At 41.1% G+C, this 20,680-nt stretch carries 17 protein-coding genes and 2 pseudogenes; 6 read left to right on the forward strand and 13 right to left on the reverse strand.

The features are described from left to right. Positions 1-89: 89 nt before the first annotated feature. A complete protein-coding gene (gene nox / locus J1C91_RS06095) occupies positions 90-1,466 on the reverse strand; it encodes a H2O-forming NADH oxidase (RefSeq protein ID WP_125438717.1) in 1,377 nt (458 codons plus the stop codon). 258 nt (positions 1,467-1,724) lie between these two features. Between nox and J1C91_RS06100 the strand changes: the two genes are divergently transcribed. The 3 genes from J1C91_RS06100 (at position 1,725) to J1C91_RS06110 (ending at position 4,696) form a co-directional block, all read left to right on the forward strand. Continuing rightward, entirely contained in the window at positions 1,725-2,660 is a 936-nt protein-coding gene (locus J1C91_RS06100) for an FAD:protein FMN transferase (RefSeq protein WP_002906608.1), read from the forward strand. Between the two features lie 168 nt (positions 2,661-2,828). Beyond that, complete coding sequence (locus J1C91_RS06105; protein WP_002906610.1) at positions 2,829-3,434, forward strand: NADPH-dependent FMN reductase; 606 nt, start codon at positions 2,829-2,831, stop codon at positions 3,432-3,434. 17 nt (positions 3,435-3,451) lie between these two features. Then, positions 3,452-4,696, forward strand: coding sequence for an NAD(P)H-dependent oxidoreductase (locus tag J1C91_RS06110; RefSeq protein ID WP_002904464.1), 1,245 nt, complete (start codon positions 3,452-3,454; stop codon positions 4,694-4,696). Positions 4,697-4,746: 50 nt separating this feature from the next. Here J1C91_RS06110 and sdbB read toward each other — a convergent pair whose 3' ends face one another. The 8 genes from sdbB to ccdA2 (J1C91_RS06150) form a co-directional block, all read right to left on the reverse strand. Beyond that, positions 4,747-5,322 (reverse strand): thiol-disulfide oxidoreductase-associated lipoprotein SdbB, encoded by a 576-nt coding sequence (sdbB, locus tag J1C91_RS06115; RefSeq protein ID WP_002906611.1) that lies wholly within the window; start codon positions 5,320-5,322, stop codon positions 4,747-4,749. Positions 5,323-5,338: 16 nt separating this feature from the next. After that, positions 5,339-6,046, reverse strand: a complete 708-nt coding sequence (gene ccdA2 / locus J1C91_RS06120) for a thiol-disulfide oxidoreductase-associated membrane protein CcdA2 (protein WP_002906613.1) — start codon at positions 6,044-6,046, stop codon at positions 5,339-5,341. A gap of 222 nt (positions 6,047-6,268) precedes the next feature. Next, positions 6,269-7,972: a cache domain-containing sensor histidine kinase gene (locus J1C91_RS06125; RefSeq protein ID WP_125438719.1), complete on the reverse strand. Its 1,704-nt coding sequence runs from the start codon at positions 7,970-7,972 to the stop codon at positions 6,269-6,271. Then, positions 7,969-8,703, reverse strand: a complete 735-nt coding sequence (locus tag J1C91_RS06130) for a response regulator transcription factor (RefSeq protein WP_125438721.1) — start codon at positions 8,701-8,703, stop codon at positions 7,969-7,971. The genes J1C91_RS06125 and J1C91_RS06130 overlap by 4 nt, the downstream gene beginning before the upstream one ends. Positions 8,704-8,762: 59 nt before the next feature. Then, a complete protein-coding gene (gene msrB / locus J1C91_RS06135; RefSeq protein ID WP_125438723.1) occupies positions 8,763-9,872 on the reverse strand; it encodes a peptide-methionine (R)-S-oxide reductase MsrB in 1,110 nt (369 codons plus the stop codon). 15 nt (positions 9,873-9,887) lie between these two features. Beyond that, the gene (locus tag J1C91_RS06140; RefSeq protein WP_125438725.1) at positions 9,888-10,451 is read right to left on the reverse strand and encodes a redoxin family protein; all 564 of its coding nucleotides are present in this window, start codon (positions 10,449-10,451) and stop codon (positions 9,888-9,890) included. A 70-nt stretch (positions 10,452-10,521) separates the two neighbouring features. Continuing rightward, positions 10,522-10,842, reverse strand: a complete 321-nt coding sequence (locus tag J1C91_RS06145) for a hypothetical protein (protein ID WP_002909792.1) — start codon at positions 10,840-10,842, stop codon at positions 10,522-10,524. 27 nt (positions 10,843-10,869) lie between these two features. Further along, on the reverse strand, positions 10,870-11,580 hold the full coding sequence (ccdA2, locus tag J1C91_RS06150; RefSeq protein WP_002909793.1) for a thiol-disulfide oxidoreductase-associated membrane protein CcdA2: 711 nt from the start codon (positions 11,578-11,580) through the stop codon (positions 10,870-10,872). A gap of 141 nt (positions 11,581-11,721) precedes the next feature. On the opposite strand from ccdA2 (J1C91_RS06150), the gene J1C91_RS06155 reads away from it, so the two are divergent. Together J1C91_RS06155 and tnpA are read left to right on the forward strand one after the other, a co-directional pair. After that, positions 11,722-12,474 (forward strand): DNA/RNA non-specific endonuclease, encoded by a 753-nt coding sequence (locus tag J1C91_RS06155; protein WP_002909794.1) that lies wholly within the window; start codon positions 11,722-11,724, stop codon positions 12,472-12,474. A gap of 176 nt (positions 12,475-12,650) precedes the next feature. Next, positions 12,651-13,120 (forward strand): annotated as a pseudogene (tnpA, locus tag J1C91_RS06160) (IS200/IS605 family transposase). A gap of 393 nt (positions 13,121-13,513) precedes the next feature. Here tnpA and brnQ read toward each other — a convergent pair. Next, positions 13,514-14,839 (reverse strand): branched-chain amino acid transport system II carrier protein, encoded by a 1,326-nt coding sequence (brnQ, locus tag J1C91_RS06165; RefSeq protein ID WP_125438727.1) that lies wholly within the window; start codon positions 14,837-14,839, stop codon positions 13,514-13,516. A gap of 376 nt (positions 14,840-15,215) precedes the next feature. Between brnQ and J1C91_RS06170 the strand changes: the two are divergent. Continuing rightward, positions 15,216-16,370 (forward strand): annotated as a pseudogene (locus tag J1C91_RS06170) (low temperature requirement protein A). 62 nt (positions 16,371-16,432) lie between these two features. Here the strand turns inward: J1C91_RS06170 and J1C91_RS06175 are convergent. From J1C91_RS06175 to J1C91_RS06185, 3 genes are read right to left on the reverse strand one after another with little or no spacing between them, the layout of a single operon-like run. Continuing rightward, a complete protein-coding gene (locus tag J1C91_RS06175; protein ID WP_125438731.1) occupies positions 16,433-16,987 on the reverse strand; it encodes a GNAT family N-acetyltransferase in 555 nt (184 codons plus the stop codon). Positions 16,988-17,042: 55 nt separating this feature from the next. Beyond that, positions 17,043-18,821: an ABC transporter ATP-binding protein gene (locus J1C91_RS06180; protein WP_125438733.1), complete on the reverse strand. Its 1,779-nt coding sequence runs from the start codon at positions 18,819-18,821 to the stop codon at positions 17,043-17,045. 13 nt (positions 18,822-18,834) lie between these two features. Beyond that, positions 18,835-20,571 carry an ABC transporter ATP-binding protein gene (locus J1C91_RS06185; protein WP_125438735.1) on the reverse strand — a complete coding sequence of 579 codons (1,737 nt, stop codon included), beginning with the start codon at positions 20,569-20,571 and terminating at the stop codon, positions 18,835-18,837. Between the last annotated feature and the right edge of the window lie 109 nt (positions 20,572-20,680).

A 20,680-nucleotide genomic window follows, 5' to 3' on the forward strand; every position in this document is an offset into this window, starting at 1 on the left:
CAGATGAAATATAAATTTCTTATTTCAGTTTTCTTTTTAAAGACTCTACACAAAAAAGTCCGGGAATCGCCCCAGACTTAATTATTTTCTTATTTAGCGCGCAAAGCTGCTTGAGTAATGTAGTTGTATGGTTTGTTGAAGTGTGGCAGGAAGAAGAGATCCAACAAGGCCAATTTATCAATTGTAACCTTTTCCTGAATGGCCAATGAGAACATGTGAATCCCCATAGACATATCTTCTCTAGAAACCATCTGAGCTCCAAGAACTACACGCGTGTCCTTATCATAAACAATCTTAATTGTAACATCATGATGCTCAACCTTTTCAAGGAAAGTTGGCTTTTGAGTATCTTTAAACTCAACTACAGCTGGGCTGTAACCAAAGCGTTTAGCCTTTTCTTCAGTCAGACCAGTTGAAACCATCTTCAGACCAAAGATTTCAATACCGTTAGAACCTTGAACACCGTTAGACTCCAATTCATGACCGCAAGCATTATGAGCTGCTACGATACCAGAGCGCAGGGCGTTAGAAGCCAAAGCAATGTAATTTATATCATTGATAGAGTTATCGTAAACAGTCGCACAATCACCAATTGCATAAACATCTTTGATGCTAGTTTCTTGCTTCTTATCTACCAAGAAAGCACCATTGCGGAATGTTTCCAGCTTGCCGGCACCAAGACCAGTGTTTGGACGGAAGCCAACTGCTAAGACAACCATATCTACATCATAGCTAGCCTTATCTGTTACAATGCGTTCTACCTTGCTTTCACCCTCAATAGCCTGAACAGTTTGACCGAAGGCTAATTGAACACCATTGTCTTCAAGGTTTTTACGCATCATATCAGACAAGTCGTGGTCATAGTAACCTGCCAAGCAAGTATCCACAACATCAATCAGAATCACTTCTTTACCAAGACGTTTGAAGGCTTCTGCCAACTCAACCCCAATATAACCAGCACCTACTACTGCCACACGTTCGATATGTTTGCTCTTGTCTTGCAATTTTTCGATAACATCTGCAGCATTTTGATACAATTTTACGAACTGCAGATTTTCTAAAGTTGACTTAAATTCGCGGCTGTTAGGATCCAGCTCAGCACCTTTAATCGGAGGCAGAATTGGCTGAGAACCTGTTGCCAAAATCAATTTATCATATGACTCTACATGCTCTTTACCGTCTACAATAGCTGTAACTTTTTTCGCATCATAATCAATTGACTCAACTGGTGAATTCATATAAACTTTTGCGCCTTTTGCTTCAAAAGTTTCTTTATCTGCATAAAAAAGTCCATCTGGCTTGCTGATTTGCTGTCCAATCCAAAGGGCCATTCCGCATGCCAAGAATGAAATGTTTGAGTTTTGGTCAAAAATAACTACTTCATTTTCTGCACCATAATTATCCAACATTGTATTAATACACGCTGTACCTGCGTGGTTTGCACCAACTACAACGATTTTACTCATAAGAATAGTCCTACCTTAATTTATAATTTACTAGACAAGTATATCATCTCCTGTGAGCGTTTACAAGAAATTTGCTCGAAATTTTCAAAAATTCTTATACAGCCTAAAAAGCTATACTACCGCTGTCTCATCGCTTCGAAAATACAGCTTTGTGCGAAAGTTAATTTTCTGAAAATATAACAATTTTAAGATTGTGAAACCGGTATCTTTTTGATATAATAAGGTCAGAGAGGTTAATTTTAGAAAGGTTGTGATAATGTGGACTTCGCTTCTCGCTCGCTTCATTTGATGGGGAGTACAATTTGCATCTCTCTCTATCATGAGCGAGCGGAAATACTCTTAGATGAGGTGGTCCAACTGCTTCATGTCTATAAAAATCGCTTCAGTGCCAATGATGAAGACTCTGAACTTATGACTATCAACCATTTGGCAGGAGTTAAAAGCGTCTCAGTTCATCCAGAGCTTTTTGAGCTGATTGAGCTGGGAAAATATCACAGCTTAGCAAAAGGCAGCCACTTAAATATCACAATCGGCCCTCTAGTCCAGACTTGGCGGATAGGATTTTCAGACGCCCGGCTCCCAAGTACAGAGGAGATTCAGCAAGTTCTGAGCCTGACTGACCCAAACTTGCTTGCACTGAATCCAGAAGACCGTAGTGTCTTTTTGGCTAAGAAAGGTATGAAGCTGGATCTAGGCGCTTTGGCTAAAGGCTATATCGCTGATAAAATTAAGGACTATTTTCTGAGTCAGGGAGTGACTTCTGCTCTTATCAATCTCGGTGGCAATGTTCTGACGATTGGGCAAAATGCAGTCAGCCAGCGCGCCTGGCGAATTGGCATCCAAAATCCCAAGCAGCCTCGTGGCAAGCACTCAGCTATCTTAGCTGTCACTAATCAATCAGTGGTCACATCAGGAATCTACGAGCGAACCCTTAGAGTTGAAGGGCAAAACTACCATCACATTCTGGACCGCAAAACAGGCTATCCTATCGAAAATCAATTGGCTAGTCTGACCATTGTTTCAGACAAGTCCGTAGATGGCGAAATCTGGACAACTCGTTTATTTGGCGAAAGTCCGACATCGATTCTGTCCCAGATTGAAGAGCAAGCAGGGATTGAAGCCTTGATTATCACCCAAGACAGTCAGCTCTTCTTCAGCTCAGGCCTTTTAGAGCAGATAATTCCTGCTTCTTAATTCAAAAGTGATAAATTTGCTGCCACACTAAGCGGTAACTCTATCGCTCTAGCTTTTATAAACATGCCCATTTAAAAACACCCTCTTTTTCTTCAGGTTTTTACTTGCCTTAAGAAAAATAAATGCACCTACGAGGGATTTGTATCTTCATTTCAGAAAGGAAATTTTATGTTAAAACTTATTGCAATTGTTGGAACAAATTCTAACCGTTCTACAAACCGGCAACTTCTTCAATATATGTCTAAGCACTTCGCTGACAAGGCTGAAATCGAGCTAGTAGAGATTAAAGATATCCCAATGTTTAATAAACCTGCTGACAGAAATGTCCCTGAGTTGGTATCAGAAATTGCCGAAAAAATCGATGCTGCGGATGGCGTACTTATCGGCACACCTGAATACGACCATTCTATCCCAGCTGTGCTCATGAATGCTCTGGCTTGGCTTTCTTATGGTATTTATCCACTGCTGAACAAACCTGTCATGATCACTGGTGCTTCTTATGGTACACTTGGCTCCTCTCGTGCCCAATTGCAGCTCCGTCAAATTTTGAACGCTCCAGAAATCAAGGCAACTGTTCTTCCAGATGAGTTCTTGCTTTCACATTCTCTTCAAGCTTTTGATCAAAGCGGAGACTTGGTAGATCTTGACGTTGTCAAAAAATTGGATGCTATCTTTGATGACTTCCGTATCTTTGTCAAAATCACTGAAAAATTGCGCAACGCACAAGAATTGCTTCGCAAAGATGCTGAAGAATTTAACTGGGAAAAATTGTAAGATAGGAGACTGAAAGAATGAAATTTGTTGGAATTGTAGGATCAAACTACGAACAATCATATAACCGAAAATTATTGGAATTCATCCGTCGTCAGTTCAAAATTAAATTTGAATTGGAAGTCTTAGAAATCGATGAAGTCCCAATGTTTAACCAGGATGAAAAATGGGATGAAAGTTTCCAGTTGCGTTATTTGTATAACAAAATCACACGTGCAGACGGTGTCATCATCGCAACCCCTGAGCACAATCATACTATCAGCGCTCCTTTGAAGAGTGTCTTAGAATGGCTCTCTTACGAGGTTCATCCTTTCGAAAACAAGCCTGTCATGATTGTTGGTGCTTCTTACTACGACCAAGGAACATCTCGCGCTCAAGTTCACCTGCGTAAAATCCTAGACGCACCTGGTGTCAATGCTTACACCCTTCCAGGCAATGAGTTCTTGCTGGGCAAAGCCAAAGAAGCTTTTGACAATGATGGCAATATCACCAACGAAGGAACTGTGAATTTCCTTGAAACATGCTTAGATAATTTTATCAAATATGTAGAGGTCGTTTCAAAATTGAAAAAACCAAAACCAATTGAACCTGAAGACTTAGACTGCGGAAAACCAATCGCTACGACAATTACGGAAGTTGATCCAGATGATCCAGAATGGGTAGAAAAAGTCGCAGCAATCACTGGCGCTGTTTCAGGTGATACTTATGTCAAACTGGACCATGGTATCTTGACTGTTAATCAAATTGATATGTTCTTAAAAGCTATGCCATTTGAATTGACATACGCTGACGATAACAACCAGTTCCTTTACTACAACAACGCCCACCAAGATCCAGACACCATGTTTGCCAAACGTGTGCCACCTCAATCAGGTAGCCGCATGTCAACCGTTCATGGTTCTCTTCCACCAGCTCGGATGAAGAATGTAGAGTGGGTTATCGGAACACTTCGCAACGGAAACCAAGAATACGTACGTACAATCGTCCCAGGTTCACCTGCAGGCGTTATCAATACCCACAACTACCAAGCTATGTACTATCCAGACGGATCATACGCAGGTATCAATGAAATCGTCTTTAATTTCCAACCATGGCTCGACTGGTACTTAAAAGAGACTGGCCAACGTTTGGTTGGAGGCAGCGGACCATTTGCTCCTGCCGGAGGTCATGGAGACGCAGACGCTACTTCTGGTGCTTCTGATGCTGGAGGCGATGGAGGTCATGGAGACGGAGGAGCTGATGCAACTTCAGGTGCTAGCGCTTAATTACCTTACAAACTAAAAAGAATGGATCATAAGTCCATTCTTTTTTCGCTTTATTTCATTTCCTTGAAAGCTGCTTCTGCATCAGCATTACTGATAGCTCCAAACTGGATTTTACCGATTTTCCCTTGACTGTCAATGAGGAATTCAGTCGGGATACTGCGGATCTGATAGGCTTGGAAAATTTCTCCTGAAGTATCAAATAGAACTGGTACATCTTTATAACCTTGTTCTTGAAACCATTTTGGAAATTCCTCGACAGACTTCTCTCCTTGGAGACCTGGTGCTACAACTGTCAAGATTTCAAAATCACGATCTGTTTTACCAGCCAATTCGACCAATTCTGGCATACTCTTCTTACAAGGTCCACACCAAGAAGCCCAGAATTTTAGATAAACTTTCTTGCCTTTGTAGTCAGAAAGTTTGACTGTTTTTCCATCCATAGACTGCAAAGTAAAGTCAGGCGCCTCTTGACCGACAGCTGCTTGGGCGACTGTACTTGTCTGAGCAACTTCGCTAGATGAACTACTGGTTGTAGGCATAGTCATAGGCTTCTCTTCCTGTTCTGAGCAGGCTGCCAAAAAGGCTACAGCTGACACAGTTGCTAATAATGTAACGAATTTTTTCATATTTCTTTCTCTCCTTTTATCCAAAAAGTCCAGACAGGGCATTAAGCTGTCCTAACATCAGCAGAATTCCCATCAGAATAATCAGGGCTCCGCCGATTTTCTTCATCAGACCCATATAAGGCTTGATTTTATTAAAATACTGCATAACAAAGCTAGATGCCAAAGCTAGGATTAGGAAAGGCAGAGCCATTCCTAAAGTGTAAATCAAGGTCAAAATTGCTCCCTGAAAAGCACCATTTCCACCCGAAGCTGCTAAAGCCAGGACTGAGCTGAGAATCGGACCGATGCAGGGAGTCCAACCAAAGCTAAAGGTAATCCCCAGTAAGAAAGCAGACCAAAAATGATGTTTCTGACCGTTCTTTTTGAAAGTCAAGCTCTTTTGAATCTGTAACTGACGAATATTAATAAGCTCCATCTGATGCAGACCTAGCAGAATGATGAGGCTGCCCATCACATAACGAAAGGTCGGACTGTAAATAATAGTTCCTAAAAATCCAGCTCCAAAGCCAAGCAAAAAGAAGACTGTCGAGATGCCTGCAATGAAAAAGAGCGTTCTGACCATGCCTTGCCAAGCAAGCTCCCGGCCAAATACTTTTAGGGTCTTGACCTCCTTGTCATCCAATAAAATGCCAATATAAACCGGCAACAAAGGAAAAATACAAGGGGAAAAGAAGGACAAAATACCAGCTAAAAAAACTGACACAAAAAATAAAGGTGATTCCATTTTCTCTCCTCTAACTACTTACGTAGAAAATACATTCACTTATCATTATAAATGAATCTTATAGATTTTTCACAAATCGGCTACGGTAATTTTCTTGCAAACTCATGAGACTAGGAAAAGAGAAAATTTCGCTTGATGAACAGCAAAACCAGTACATTTTTTTCAAACAGTAAAAAGCCGGAGAGAATTCTACCGGCTTGAATATTTTAAAACTTAATAGACCTAATCATCTGTAACTAGCGGCAAATAAAGACTAATCTGGGTAAATTTATCTGGTTCGGACTGGATTTCCATATGGTAGTCGTCTCCGAACTGCAATCTTAAGCGTTGATCGACATTTTTCAGACCAACACCACCTAAGCGAAGGAGAGTCGCATCCATAGAGGCGTTGACATCAAAGCCTCGGCCGTTATCATAGATAGATAATATCAGCTGTCCCTCTTCTGCTGCCGACGTCACCCGAATCATGCCCTGTCGGTCAATTTCCTTGATGCCATGGTAGATGGCATTTTCGACCAAAGGCTGAAGTACCAGCTTGGGCAGTTTATAATCAGCTATAGATTCATCCTCCTCAATCTCATATTGGAGCTTGTCGCCATAGCGCTGCTTCTGGATAAAGAGATACTGACGAACGTGATCAATCTCATCTTTAAGAGCAATCTGTTCGTGTCCTTGATTGAGCGCCAAGCGGAAATACTGAGCGAGTGACTTTGTTACCTCAACAACACGCTTGCTGTCGTTAAACTCAGCCATCCAGACAATCGTATCTAAGGTGTTATAAAGGAAATGGGGGTTGATTTGAGCTGAGAGAGCTCGGAGCTCATAGCGGCGGACATTTTGTTCTTCAGTCTTGACAGCTTCCATCAGCTGTTCAATTTGGTCCAGCATTTTATTGAACTGCTGAGCCAAGTCAACCAACTCTGGAGAACCCTTTGCTTCTGCCCGAAGGTTTGAGTCACCTGCGCCAATCTTTAGAATAACTGCTTGTAGATTCTGCAGAGGCTTAATCCACAAACGCAGAACAAACCAAATACCAGTCAAACACAGCAGGAGTGCTAAAATGCCCATTCCCACAAAAGAATAAAGCATCTGTGACTGAAGCATCTGCAATTGCTCTAATGAGGCGACGCCAATTAAAGTCCAGTCGCTGTCCGCGATATCAATTTGGTAGACAAAAGCCTGTTTCTGGTCTGCGTAACCGTCCTTGACTGAGATATAGGGCTGCATCGCTTTCATTTCCTGACTGGATGAATAAACACTCTTCTTAGGATGATAGACAAATTCATGCTGGCTATTGACAATAAAACTAAAGCCTTTCTTCCCTAGCTGAAGCCGATCCAGATAGGCTTTGAGACTCTTATAGCCGATATCCAGACGCAAAACACCGAGATTCTGCCCTGTTTCATCCACCACTTCCTGAGTGACAGAAACAACCCACTTCTCCTTCTCTGATGATAGGGACTCCTTGCGAGCAGGAGTCAAGACAGGCATGGCTCTGGTATGGACAGCTTCCTGATACCATTTTTCATTCATCATATCAGAGGATGTCTGCATGCTGATTTGAGTATCTGTCGAGACCACGCGCCCGTCCTTGGTAACCAAAACTGCCGACACCAAATCCGGATCTGTCTCAATGATGGTTTTCATCAAAGACTGAACTGACATTTCACTACTTTCTTGATCCTGAGCAAACTTCCGAATTGTTTCTTCCTTGCTCAGTGTAGATGTAGTTTGCTTTAATTTTTGCAAATAGGAAGCAATGAACTGCCCGCTTTGCTCCATACTATTACGCGTCGTCCGCTCTGTCAGCTGTCGAATAGTCCCCGAGCTAGTCTGATAGTAAAGACTTCCAACAAACCCCAAAAGTAAAAGAACCAGCAGAAAAATATAGACAATCAACTGGATAAGAAGCGGATATCGTTTCATTTCTCCTCTCCTTTTTTAAACTGCCGAGGTGTCAGCCCGACCACCTGCTTGAAGCGCTGAGAAAAATAGTTCATATCTTCAAAACCTACCTGCTCTGCTATCTCATAAATCTTCAAATCTGTAGTTAAGAGTAAGAGTTTTGCTTTTTTCATCCGCTCTTGGATCAGATAATCCTGAAAGGGCAAGCCTAATTCTTTTTTGATAAGAACGCTAAGATAGGACGGACTAAACCCTAATTGGAAAGCCAAACTTTTCAGACTTAATTCTGAATCAGCTAGACGCTCGTGAATAGCCTCTTCCAACTCAGAGCGTTGCCCCTGATCGACCAAGTTTTGAATCTGTGCTTTTTTACGTTCTTTATCGAGCTTGGTCTGCACCTTGGCCAACATCTCCTCAACATCATCTTTGGAAAACGGCTTTAGCAGATAGTCATCTGCACCTAGCTTTATGGCCGTCCGAGCATAGTCAAAATCATCATAGCCCGTCAGAAAAACGATATGGCACTTAGGAGCCTGGTCTCTGACTAGCTTAGCCAGTTCGAGGCCGTTCATCTGTGGCATATTGATATCGGTCAGCAGTATGTCAGCAGGATTTTCCTGAAATTTCTGCCAAGCTTCTCTTCCATTTTCAGCCTGAGCAATAACTTGCATACCAAACTGTTCATAGTCTACCAAGGACACAATCCCCTGTCTTACCAGGTACTCATCCTCTACAATCATAATTGAATACACAAGATTCAACTCCTTATTTATACTGGATTTATTATAGCAAATTTTCAATCAAAATGCTCTTAAACATAATCCAAAAGATAACCGTAGCCCTTCTCCTCCATCTCAGCTTTTGGAATGAACTTAATTGACAGACTATTGATGCAGTAGCGTAAGCCGCCCTTGTCCTTAGGGCCGTCAGTGAAAACATGGCCCAGATGGGAATTTCCAACCCGACTGCGAACTTCCGTTCGAGTCATGTTGAAACTCTTGTCTTCCTTGTAAGTCGCTACATCTGGACTGATAGGACGGGTGAAACTTGGCCAACCGCAGCCTGAGTCAAACTTATCCTTTGATGAAAAGAGAGGCTCTCCCGTCACCACATCCACGTAGATACCAGCATCGAACTTATCCCAATAGCGATTAGAAAAAGCTCGCTCTGTGTCATTCTTTTGTGTGACAGCATATTCTTCTGGCGAGAGCTTGGACTTAATCTCTTCATCGCTAGGTTTAGGATAGCGACTAGCTTCGATAACTGGGTAAGCAGCTTGATTGACATCAATATGGCAATATCCATTAGGATTCTTCTTCAGGTAATCCTGATGATAATCTTCTGCTTTGATAAAGTTTTTCAGAGCTTCTTTTTCAACAGCTAAAGGTTTATCATATTTCTTTGCAACTTCATCAAAGACCTGATTAATAGTATCAAGATCAGCTTCATCCGTATAGTAGACGCCTGTCCGATACTGGGTACCCTGATCATTTCCCTGCTTGTTTTTAGAAGTTGGATCAATGATGCGGAAATAGTGAAGCAGAATTTCTTTTAGCGAAATTTTCTTGGCATTGTAAGTAATGTGAACAGTCTCAGCGTGACCAGTTTGAGAGACCAATTCATACTTGGTCGTGTCGCCTTTACCATTGGCGTAGCCTGATACTGCATCGATTACACCTGGCACGCGAGAAAAGTACTCTTCTACTCCCCAGAAACAGCCGCCAGCCAGATAAATCTCCCGCTTATCTTCTTCCTTGACATCTTCTTGCTTTTGTTGGGATACAGTTTCTGTCTTGCTCATAGAGGCTTTCTTAATCTGCTCAGGAGATGATTGCTTACCATTCCCTGCAATCACATAGACCAGTCCAAAGCAGACAAGCAAGCCAAGCAGAACCAGAAGAATTTTCCATTTGCCTTCCATGTTCATTGCACCTTTCTACTTGATTTCCTTTAGTGTTTTCTCAATATCTTCCTTGCTCATGTAGCCAATATGTGTCTTGGCAAGAGAACCGTCGCTGCCTACGAAAAGAGCAGATGGATAAGAGCGAATACCGTATTCTTTCAGCAATTCTCCCTTGTTGTCCATGAGAACTGGGAAGTCTTTGTAATCCAAAGATTTGTACCATTCCTTGAAATCATCAGCAGACTTTTCTCCATTAAAAGTCGGAGACACCACCGTCAAAACAACATAATCTTTTCCTAATTGCTCCTTAGCCAAATCATTAGTATCACCAAGTGTAGATAGACAGATAGAGCACCAAGAAGCCCAAAACTTTAGGTATACTTTCTTGCCTTTGAAATCAGACAACTTGTAGGTCTTGCCGTCTACTCCTTGCAGACTAAAGTCCTTGGCCATCTTGGTAGATTGCTCAGAATCAGCTTTTGTTTGCATATTGCTTTTATCACTTTTAGAAACTTCCGAGTTCATCTTCTGATTTGAGCAAGCTCCCAGTAAGCCAACACAAAGCAGACTGACAGTCAATATCGATAACTTCTTCATCGTTTTCTTTCCTTTCAAAATAAGGAGAAAGCCGGCAAAACTGACGACTTTCTTTCCTATGGTGGAATTCTTATTTGTCAGATGACATTTCGGATGAATCTTTCATGTCATCCTTCATGCTTGAATCGCTTGATTTCATATCATCTTTCATATCAGACTTGCTGTCGGACATCATAGAAGAGTCCTTCATATCATCCTTTTTCATTTTATCATCAGACATGCTAGAGTCTTTCATATCCTCTTTCTTCATGTCGTCTTTTTTCATATCATCCTTCTTCATCATGCTGCTGTCATCCATCTTCTTCATATCAGAATCTGATTTTTGATTAGAGCAGGCAGCCAGGACAAAGATACTAAGTGCAGCGATTGTAAGTGTAGTGATTTTTTTCATGATGTGTCTCCTTTAATTATATAATTTTTATCCAAATAATGATGCTAAAACGTTTAGGTTTCCAAGCATTAGCAAAATTCCCATGAGAATAATGAGTGCACCGCCGATTTTCTTAAGCGTTCCCATATAAGGTTTGAGTTTCGCAAAGCGCTGTAATACCCAGCCAGAAGCCAAAGCCATGGCTAGAAAAGGAAGGGCTAATCCAAGTGTATAAACCAACATAAGCAAGCCTCCCTGAAGAGCGCCGTTGCCTCCTGAAGCTGCAATTGCTAAAACAGAACTCAAAACAGGTCCCACACAGGGCGTCCAACCAAAGCTAAAGGTGATACCCAAGAGAAAAGCGTTAAGAAAATCACTTCTTTTACTATTCTTTTTAAGTTGGATGCTCTTTTGCTTTTGCAGCTGCTGGATATTGATGATTCCCATTTGGTGGATACCCAGTAGAATGACAATACCGCCCAGAACATAGCGAAACCAAGGGGCATAGAGGACTTGCCCTAGAGCGCCAGCTCCGTAGCCTAAAACCAAGAATACAGTTGATAAGCCAGCTATAAAGCAGAGCGTCTTAGCTAGACCATACCAGGAAATATCTTTTCCCATAAACCGAACCGCTTTCGGCTGATCCGAATCCAGCAAAATCCCCACATAGACTGGCATAAGTGGTAAAATACAGGGCGAGAAAAAAGATAGAATCCCCGCCAGAAAAACAGAAATAAAGAACAAAAAACTTGTTGCCATTTCAAAAACCTCTCTATCAATTTCTGACTCTAGTATAAAATAAAAATCTCCCTAAAAATAGGGAGATAGATTTGAAAAAACTTGAATTTGATTAGTTAAACGATTTATGATAGAATCAAATCAGTTTAGGAGGATTTTTTTATGAAAAAAACGTTTATGGGTAAACTTACTCTTCTCACTTTTACAATTTTCACACTGTTCTTTTCTTTTGTCTCAATTTCAATAGTTAGCGCAGACAAAATAGTTCAGATATCTAGTAAAGAAGATAAAAAAACAGGAATTCTTAAGTTTGAGAAAAAATTGCAACTTGAACTCGGCGAGTTAGATGAAAAAGGAAGAGCCACAGGAGCTCATATCCAATTACAGAAAAATGATTTACCAACAGTTACTCGAGAACCTAAAATAAACGTAGATCCAGTTGGTTGGCACAATTATAAATTTTTCTACGGCGATGGTAGTAAACAATCTTGGCTCATGAATAGAGGACACCTAATTGGATACCAATTTAGTGGATTAAATGATGAATTAAAAAATCTAGTTCCAATGACTGCATGGGTCAATACTGGAAACTACGAAGGCACTAATATCAATAATAAGAAAAGTATACTATATTATGAAACCAAGCTTATTAAATGGCTGAATGATAACCCTGATAAATGGCTCGATTACAAAGTTACGCCAATTTACAGTAAAAAAAATTACCTAATCCCAGATAAAATTGAACTGAGATATGTTGCAATAAATAATAACGGAAAACGAGAAAAAATCAAACTTGGAGGAGAGGAAAGACATAAAAAGGATATTGGAATTGTTACATTAAAAAACACTTCACCTAATGCAAAATTGGACTACAAAGAAGGTACTGCTGAAAACACAATCAAAAAAGCCAAATAACTTTTTATACTATCAAATTTATTTTGATAGTTTTTATTTTGGCTTCAAGCCAGTTTTTCTCGCAGAGAAAAACAAGAAAACCACCAGCTAAGCTGGTGGCTGCCAAGGCTTTGAGCTTTCATTTCTTTTTCCTGGTATAATCTACTTGTTCAGGTAAGACAAAGGAGGAAAAAGAAATGTCTAAAACCAGTTACAGTTTATCACATACCAAATGGATGTGCAAATATCATATCATCTATACCCCCAAGTACCGCAAACCATTTACTACAAAATAAGACGAGATCTCATTGAGATTTTTCGTCATCTATGTCAATACAAAGGTGTGGAAATTATTGAGGGACATATGATTCCAGATCATGTTCACATGCTTGTCTTGATTCCTCCAAAACTTTCGATTTCCGATTTCATGGGATATTTGAAAAGCAAGAGTGCTTTGATGATATTTGATAAACATGCCAACCTAAAATATAAGTATGGTAATCGAAAGTTTTGGGCGAGAGGGTACTATGTAAGTACCGTTGGCCTCAATGAAAAGACAGTTGCCAAATATATTCGCGATCAAGAGAAAAATGACATTGCCCTGGATAAGTTAAGTGTCAAAGAGTACGAGGATCCGTTCTCAGATGGTAGTTTTAGAACAAGATAAAAGCCCGTTTTTACGGGCATTAGTCAAGTGATCATAGCATTAACCTGAACGAAGTTCAGCGAACGTCTTTAGACGTCGCTGGAGGGAAACGGCTTATAGACGATGTACAAGCCACCCGTTTTCACGGGTGGTTATGACTTTACTATTCAAAAAAACAATCAAAAATTAATAAATTTTTTCCTAATTATAATCTATAGAAAAATAATAAAGAAATAATTATATATTTGAATAATCAAATGTTAATATGTAATCGTTATAATCTTGTCAGAACTATCTAGTATTTTCCGCCTATTTATTGCACTTTATTAATAATCAGATTAATTAGGAAATCACTTTATTTTCTTAAAGTAATTCTTCTGTTTACATAGCTGGTATTTTATCGAATCTAGCTTTTTAATCCATCTCAAAACGCTCACTCTTCTGCTTGTTTGGCAAAAAGAGAGAAAGCAGGATTCCAACTAGAGCTGGCACCAACCAAGGCAGGGAAGTCTGAGCAAACGGAAGGGCATTTACAATATCACTTACCTTTGTAATATTGAACTGCTGCCCAAGAATGCCCGCAAAGGAAATCACAGTCACTGCTGCTACTGTCAATTGCATACCGATTTTGGATAGTGGCAAGAATTTATTGACAATGACAATCAGTACGATAACAATGGTAATTGGATAGAGAATTTGCAAGACTGGAACAGAATATTGGATAATGGCATTGAGGCCAAGATTGGCAATCGCAAATCCAATCAAAGTAAAGACAGTTGCGTAAACTTTATAAGATACCTTAGGGAAAGTTTTATGGAAGAATTCCCCAGTCGATACAATAAGTCCCGCAGTTGTTGTAAAACAAGTCACAGTAACCATAGCTGCAAGGAAAATCTGTGCTGTAGGTCCAAAGATAGCCTGTGTCGCCTGCGATAGGACATAAACACCTGGATTGCCTTTGGCAATAATCTCGGCTGGAACTGGGAAATGATTGCCCAGAAAAGCCAAACCGATATACATGGCGCTAAAACCCAAGGCTACCATCAAACCAACAACCCAGATGGTTAAAACATATTCCTTTTTATTCTTGAAACCTAGCTGGTTAAGAGTTGTTACCGCAATGACACTGAAAGCCACAGAAGCCAAGGCATCCAAAGTGTTATAACCTTCCAAGAACCCTTGCCCAAAAGCTGACGCAGAATAAGCTTCCGCAGCCTGCTGAGGTGTCGTTGTTCCGTATTTCAAAGCTCCTAGAATGACTAAGATGATGATCAAAACTGCAAAAACCGGCGTCAGAATACGTCCAATTCGATCCAAAATCTTAGATGGATTCAAAGAAATCAGATAAGCAGCCGCAAAGTAAAGGGTCGTGAAAACAATCAACCCGATACCTGTCATATTTTTAGACAGCATAGGAGCGATACCAACTTCATAGGCCACCGTCGCAGTCCGCGGGATAGCAAAGAAGGGCCCGATTGACAGATACAAAGCTACAAGATAGACAATAGCAAACCAAGGCGCAATCTTCTGAGAAATCTCGTGGATATAGCCCTTAGGATTGAGCGTTCCAATAATCAAAGTCAGAACAGCAAGTCCAACCCCAGACAGAACAAATCCTGCAATAGCTGGCCAAAAATGCTGGCCAGATAATGTCCCAAGCGAGGGCGGAAAAATCAAGTTCCCAGCACCAAAAAATATTCCAAATAAGAGCAAGCCTGTCAAGGCACCTTTTTTAATCACAGGAATCTCCTTTAAATTTTTTCATGCCTTATCATTATATACGGAAATGGCCCGCTCCGCAAGACTTTTAACTTTTTCAGAATATTGATTCAAATCAAAAAAATATATGATTTAAATCGAATCATTTATCTGGAATTTTGAGCAAATTCCTCGCTTATTCACAGATTTTTTGGAGTTTTTGAATGTTTTAAAACGAAATAACATTTTTTGTTTTAAATCGTAATCTCTTTCCTTATCAATCTCTTCTTTACCTATCTTTCTTGAGCGGCTCCTTTATGTTATACTAGGAGAAGAAAAGTTAGAAAGAGCTTACCTATCTCTTTATCTATTTTATGTTGACTTCGCTTGCTTTTCCTAATTATTTATAGGAAGATCTATGTCCAAGATTGCTTCGAAACGCGTATCCAACTACGAACTATTTTTTGACTTATCCTTTGTTTTAGCGATTAGTCAGATGACTTCTGCCATCCATATTGAGCCTTTGAACTGGCAGCAAATTGTAGTCTTTATCACTATCAACATTTTTATGATAAACATTTGGAGTACTGAAGCTTATTACTACAACAAATACGGTGATTCTCGCATGATTGACATTTACTCAGTAATTTTTCTTATGCTCTGGATAGGAAATCTGGCTCTCAACATCAATTTTGACCTAGAAGTCCTTGCCAATAACCAGCTTACCGTTATCGCCTTTAATTGTTTTCTGATACTAGCTTACCTGACCATTGCCCTCCAATATTATCTCAAGGGACGAAAGCTAGGATTTAATCGGGTCATGAAGTTTCATATCAGCTTCTTGCTTATCTATTCTATCGCTCTTCTGCCGCTAGCAACCACTCTGATTCCTTTTTCCCTTTCTGTTTTTCCAGTCTACTATCTTCCTCTGATTTTGCCCCTCTTTTTCAGAAAATAACTCTTCACAGATCGCTTCAATTTCGCTCACTTTCTGGAGCGCAAGCAGCTTTTGACAATTCTGACTTTTGGCGAATCCGTTGTTAGCATTATCCGCACCTATCCCCTTACTCACTATCCTTTGGAAGGCATTGTCTTCTTTCTCGGTTTAGGTTTTCTCTTTGTCTTTTATATTATTCAGACCTTTATCAATGTTAATCACCATCAAAATGCTTCACCACTTCTGCTCCACTATGCGCATTTGATTATCATACTGAGTCTCATGTTTCTTACTCTTGGTCTCCAGTTCATTGCCAATAAAGCTCATCATGAATTAGGCACTTATTTCTTTATCTTTTCCATTCTGGCCTTTTTCATCGGGACTTTAGCAACTTCTTGGTACAACCACGACTTCTACCAGATTGATAAAAAACTGATTGGTCAGTACTCTCTTATCTTGTTTATTTCTTGCTTCTTATTCTATATCCTGCGCCATAACCTTTTTCTACTCGGCCTGTCCTTAGTCATTTCGACTTTTTTGATGCAGCAGACCGGTATGCGCTACCGACGCTTAATGCGCGAGAAATACAATATTATACATCCCGATCCAAAACAAAATAAAAGAGATTTTTCATAGTAAAAAGGTTGAGACATCTTATCTCAACCTTTTAAAAATGGCTATAAATCATTTAGCACTCTTTACACATCGCTAAATCTTCTGTGCTTAATTTCGAATTCAAAGAAGTTCTTCTCTTGCAGCATATGGAAGATATCTCGATAAGCCTCCTCATCAAAATGGTCTCCCAAATACAGGATTTCAAAGCTTAATCCTTCATATTCCAGAAAGGCATTGGTCGTTCGAAAGCCGTTACGCTTATAGAAGTCCATACGTGCTTGACGTTGCTCTAAATTATCACATTCTTCATCGACACGTTCTACCTCTAGAACCATAGTTTTTTGATAAAACTCTGTCAGTTTATGAATAATTTCTCCCCCGTAGCCATGGCTGCGAAGGTGCGGCATAATCGCAAAGAAGCTGACGTAGAACATTTTTTCGTTATAAACTGCAAAAGCAAAACCAACAAATTCTTCCTCATTGTAGAAGGCAAAGAAATGAGACCGCTTATCGTTTGTATAACAGAGAAATTCGCTGATAGGTACCCTTTCCTCTATCGGAAAAGCCTCGCGGTTTAAAGCCTCAACCTTATCCAAATCGGGAAATTCTGCTGTAATAATTTGACTAGTTAAAGACATTGCTACCTCACTTTGCTTAATATTCTAGCAGTTATCAAATGATTTAGCAAACCTTTTAAACTTCTTCCGCTTTTTTAGAAAATTGACTCTGGTAGAGGTCATAATAGAATCCTTTATCTGCCAAGAGACTCTCATGATTGCCTTGCTCGATAATCTGACCATCCTTGAGCACCAAAATCTTATCCGCTTCCTGAATGGTCGACAGCCGGTGTGCGATGACAAAACTGGTCCGTCCCTGCATAAGTGTCTTCATGGCCTTTTGAATCAAGAGCTCCAGCCGTGTATCGACAGATGAGGTCGCTTCATCCAAAATCAAAATCTTAGGATTGGCCAAAAGAGCCCTCGCAATCGTGAGCAACTGCTTCTGACCTAGCGAGATATTGCTGGATTCTTGGTTCATTTCCATATTGTAGCCGCCTGGCAAGGTTCGGATAAAGTGGTCCACATTAGCCGCCTTGGCCGCCTCTACAATTTCTTCATCAGTGGCTTGCAAATTGCCAAAGCGAAGATTTTCCTTGATAGTCCCCTCATAAAGCCAGGCATCCTGCAGCACCATACCGAACTGTTTACGGTAATCCTGACGGGACAGATGTCGTATGTCATGCCCATCAACTGTAATCGCACCTCTAGTCACATCGTAGAAACGCATGAGCAAATTAATCAGCGTGGTTTTACCAGCACCAGTCGGACCTACAATAGCCACCATTTCTCCAGGTTTGACTTCCAGATTGAAATTCCGAATGAGCGGCTTGTCTGCTACATACTGGAAGTCCACATCCTTGAAGCTAACCTGACCTGTCAGATCTTGATCCAGCTTTTCTGTCTTATCATTGACTTCATCTGCTTCGTCCAGCACTTGGAAAATCCGGTCTAAAGAAGACTTGGCACTCTGCAGCTGACCTGCTAACTGAGTCAGGTTTTGAATGGGCTGGTTAATCTGCCAGACGTACTGAACAAAGGCTTGCATATTTCCGACTGTCAAGCGCCCAGCAATAACCTGAAGACCGCCCAGCAGAGCCAGCAAGAGGTAGGTCAGATCTGAAATAACATTCAAAACAGGCATCATCAAACCAGAGATAAAGCTAGCCTTAAAACCTACTTTTTGCAGATTTTGCGTAATTTGACGAAAATCCTCCTGGGAGCTTTCTTCTCTGGCATAGAGCTTCAAGATATTAAAGCCTGTCAAATTCTCCTGAACAAAGCCATTCATAGCTCCCAGTGCATCTGCCTGCTGTTTAAAGTACGGCTGGGATTTCTTCACGATAAAGCGAGCACTGAGGTAGGTAATCGGAATCGAAATTACCACAATGATACCCAACTGCAGATTGAGCACCAATACCATGACGATAACCAAGATCAGAGTGAAGACTGCATTGATAACCTGCAGAAAAGACTGCTGCAAAGCATTTGAAACAGCTTCGACATCGCTGGTAAAACGCCCCAGCAAATCACCAAACTGATGCTTATCAAAGTAAGAAACGGGGATACGATTAATCTTATGACTAAGTTCATCGCGCAAGTCACGAATGGTAGCCTGCACTGCATTGGTCATAAAGTAATTAGAATAGTAAGAACCGATTTCATAAAAAATCGCTCGCACAAAATACAAGACCATGACCCAGCCGACATAAGACACATTAATTTGGGCGCCAGCCACACCTTTAGCCATATCCAGTAAATTATTTGTCAGTTCAGTAATGGCTAGACCTAAGACAAAGGGCTCGACGACACTCATAACGACACTGAGAATTTTGAGGAAGATGGCAAAGGCGACTGCAAATTTATAAACTTTTAGGTAGCTCCATAGACGAGCAAAACTTGATGTGTTTTTCATGTCAGTCTCCTTTCTATTCCTCTGTCAAAGCTTGATTCTTCAGCTGAGAATCTGCAATTTCACGATAAATATCATTAGTTTCCATCAGCTCTTCGTGCTTGCCGCGTCCGACGATTTCGCCCTGATCTAGAACGATAATCTGGTCAGCATCCATGATAGTTCCCACCCGCTGGGCTACAATCAGCACCGTAGCCTGACCTGTCACTTCTTTGAGACGACGACGCAGCACCGCATCCGTCTTATAATCCAGGGCAGAAAAAGAGTCGTCGAAGATATAAATCTCCGGCTTTTTGACCACCGCGCGGGCGATAGAGAGTCGCTGCTTCTGCCCACCGGATAGATTGCTGCCTCCCTCAGCCAGATGAGTCTCAAAACGCTCTTCCCGACTCTCGATAAAATCCTTGGCTTGAGCAACATCAGCCGCCTGACTAAGCTCTTCCTGACTAGCCTCTTCCTTTCCGTAGCGCAGGTTCGCTGCGATAGTTCCAGTAAATAGCAGAGCCTTCTGCGGAATAAAGCCAATCTTCTGACGCAGAGCCTTAAGATTGTACTCGCGGACATCCACACCGTCCACTAAAATTTTGCCCAGTGTTACATCGTAAAAGCGCGGAATCAGCTGCACCAGTGTAGACTTACCAGAACCAGTAGAACCGATAAAGGCAATAGTCTCACCCGGCTTAGCCTTGAAGGAAATATTATGCAGTACAGGACTCTCTGTCTCACCTGGATAAGCGAAGGTTACATTGTCGAACTCCAGATAACCCTGCGTCTCTGTCTCGATTATACCATCTTCGTTAGGATTGATGGAAATGGGCATGTCCATGACTTCCTTGAGCCGCTGGCTCGATACCGCCGTCCGAGGATACATGGTAAAGAGATTGGCTAAGAAGAGGAAGGACAGCAGGGCGTGAAAGCTGTATTCGATAAAGGCAACGAGATTTCCGATTTCAAGGCTGCCGTCCCGCAAGGGGTCTAGGGCAAACCAGACAATGGCCACAATCATTGCAATAATAATCTGCACAAAGAGCGGCTCTGTCAGACCAGTCAGCTTAAAGAGCTTATTGGAGTTTTGCGCATAGACCTCATTTTCATCAGCAAAACGCTTCTCTTGAAATTCTTCTCTTGCAAAAGCTCGAATAACGCGCAGACCAGTCAGATTTTCCCTCACGTACTGATTAATCTTATCAAGAGTCTTCTGCTGCTTTTCAGACAAGGGCTTGGTTTTAACCGCTACATAAATGACCACGACAGCCAAGAAAGGCACTGAAACAGCTACAATCCAGGCCAGAGACGGACTGGTCAGAAAAATCATGAGAATACTGGACAGCATCATCATGGGAGTAATGACACCCATTTTCAGGGTTTGCTCCGCAAACTGCATGAGTACAAAAGCATCCGAGGTCAAGCGCGTGACCAAAGAAGACACTCCAATCTGCTCATATTCATGATGAGAATACTCTTGCAGCTTGGCATAGAGATCATTGCGCATGTCCTGCACCATGGTCGTCGTTAGCTTCCCAGCTGCATAAGCCAAAACAATTCGCCCCAGTACCCCTAAGATAATAACGCCAAACATGACCCAAGCCCAGAAAAAGAGCCGGTCTGTCTGCTTAGGATTGATTCCCTCATCAATCATCCGAGCCAGCACCGTTGGCAGACCTAGATTGACGATTACAAAAAAGATTGCCGCAACAAAGTCCAAGACCAGCCACTTAGGATATCTCTTCAAATAAGACCAAATGTATAACATAAGTCCTCCTTCACCATCTATTCAAAAATAACTCACTTTAAAGCATTCAGTACTTTTCAAACACAGAAAAGAGCGCGCAAATGCACGCCTTAATACAAATATTATATCA

It is taken from the genome of Streptococcus sanguinis (genome assembly GCF_050222175.1).
In the GTDB taxonomy this organism is placed as follows: Bacteria; Bacillota; Bacilli; order Lactobacillales; family Streptococcaceae; genus Streptococcus; species Streptococcus sanguinis_M.

Excerpts from the sequence above, each read along its gene's own strand:
- J1C91_RS06145 (WP_002909792.1), bottom strand. The coding sequence starts at position 10,842 with ATGAAAAAAATCACTACACTTACAATCGCTGCACTTAGTATCTTTGTC.
- J1C91_RS06185 (WP_125438735.1), bottom strand. The coding sequence starts at position 20,571 with ATGTTATACATTTGGTCTTATTTGAAGAGATATCCTAAGTGGCTGGTC.
- sdbB (WP_002906611.1), bottom strand. The coding sequence starts at position 5,322 with ATGAAAAAATTCGTTACATTATTAGCAACTGTGTCAGCTGTAGCCTTT.
- nox (WP_125438717.1), bottom strand. The coding sequence starts at position 1,466 with ATGAGTAAAATCGTTGTAGTTGGTGCAAACCACGCAGGTACAGCGTGT.
- J1C91_RS06125 (WP_125438719.1), bottom strand. The coding sequence starts at position 7,972 with ATGAAACGATATCCGCTTCTTATCCAGTTGATTGTCTATATTTTTCTG.
- J1C91_RS06105 (WP_002906610.1), top strand. The coding sequence starts at position 2,829 with ATGTTAAAACTTATTGCAATTGTTGGAACAAATTCTAACCGTTCTACA.
- J1C91_RS06140 (WP_125438725.1), bottom strand. The coding sequence starts at position 10,451 with ATGAAGAAGTTATCGATATTGACTGTCAGTCTGCTTTGTGTTGGCTTA.
- msrB (WP_125438723.1), bottom strand. The coding sequence starts at position 9,872 with ATGGAAGGCAAATGGAAAATTCTTCTGGTTCTGCTTGGCTTGCTTGTC.
- ccdA2 (WP_002909793.1), bottom strand. The coding sequence starts at position 11,580 with ATGGCAACAAGTTTTTTGTTCTTTATTTCTGTTTTTCTGGCGGGGATT.
- J1C91_RS06155 (WP_002909794.1), top strand. The coding sequence starts at position 11,722 with ATGAAAAAAACGTTTATGGGTAAACTTACTCTTCTCACTTTTACAATT.
- J1C91_RS06175 (WP_125438731.1), bottom strand. The coding sequence starts at position 16,987 with ATGTCTTTAACTAGTCAAATTATTACAGCAGAATTTCCCGATTTGGAT.
- J1C91_RS06110 (WP_002904464.1), top strand. The coding sequence starts at position 3,452 with ATGAAATTTGTTGGAATTGTAGGATCAAACTACGAACAATCATATAAC.
- J1C91_RS06180 (WP_125438733.1), bottom strand. The coding sequence starts at position 18,821 with ATGAAAAACACATCAAGTTTTGCTCGTCTATGGAGCTACCTAAAAGTT.
- ccdA2 (WP_002906613.1), bottom strand. The coding sequence starts at position 6,046 with ATGGAATCACCTTTATTTTTTGTGTCAGTTTTTTTAGCTGGTATTTTG.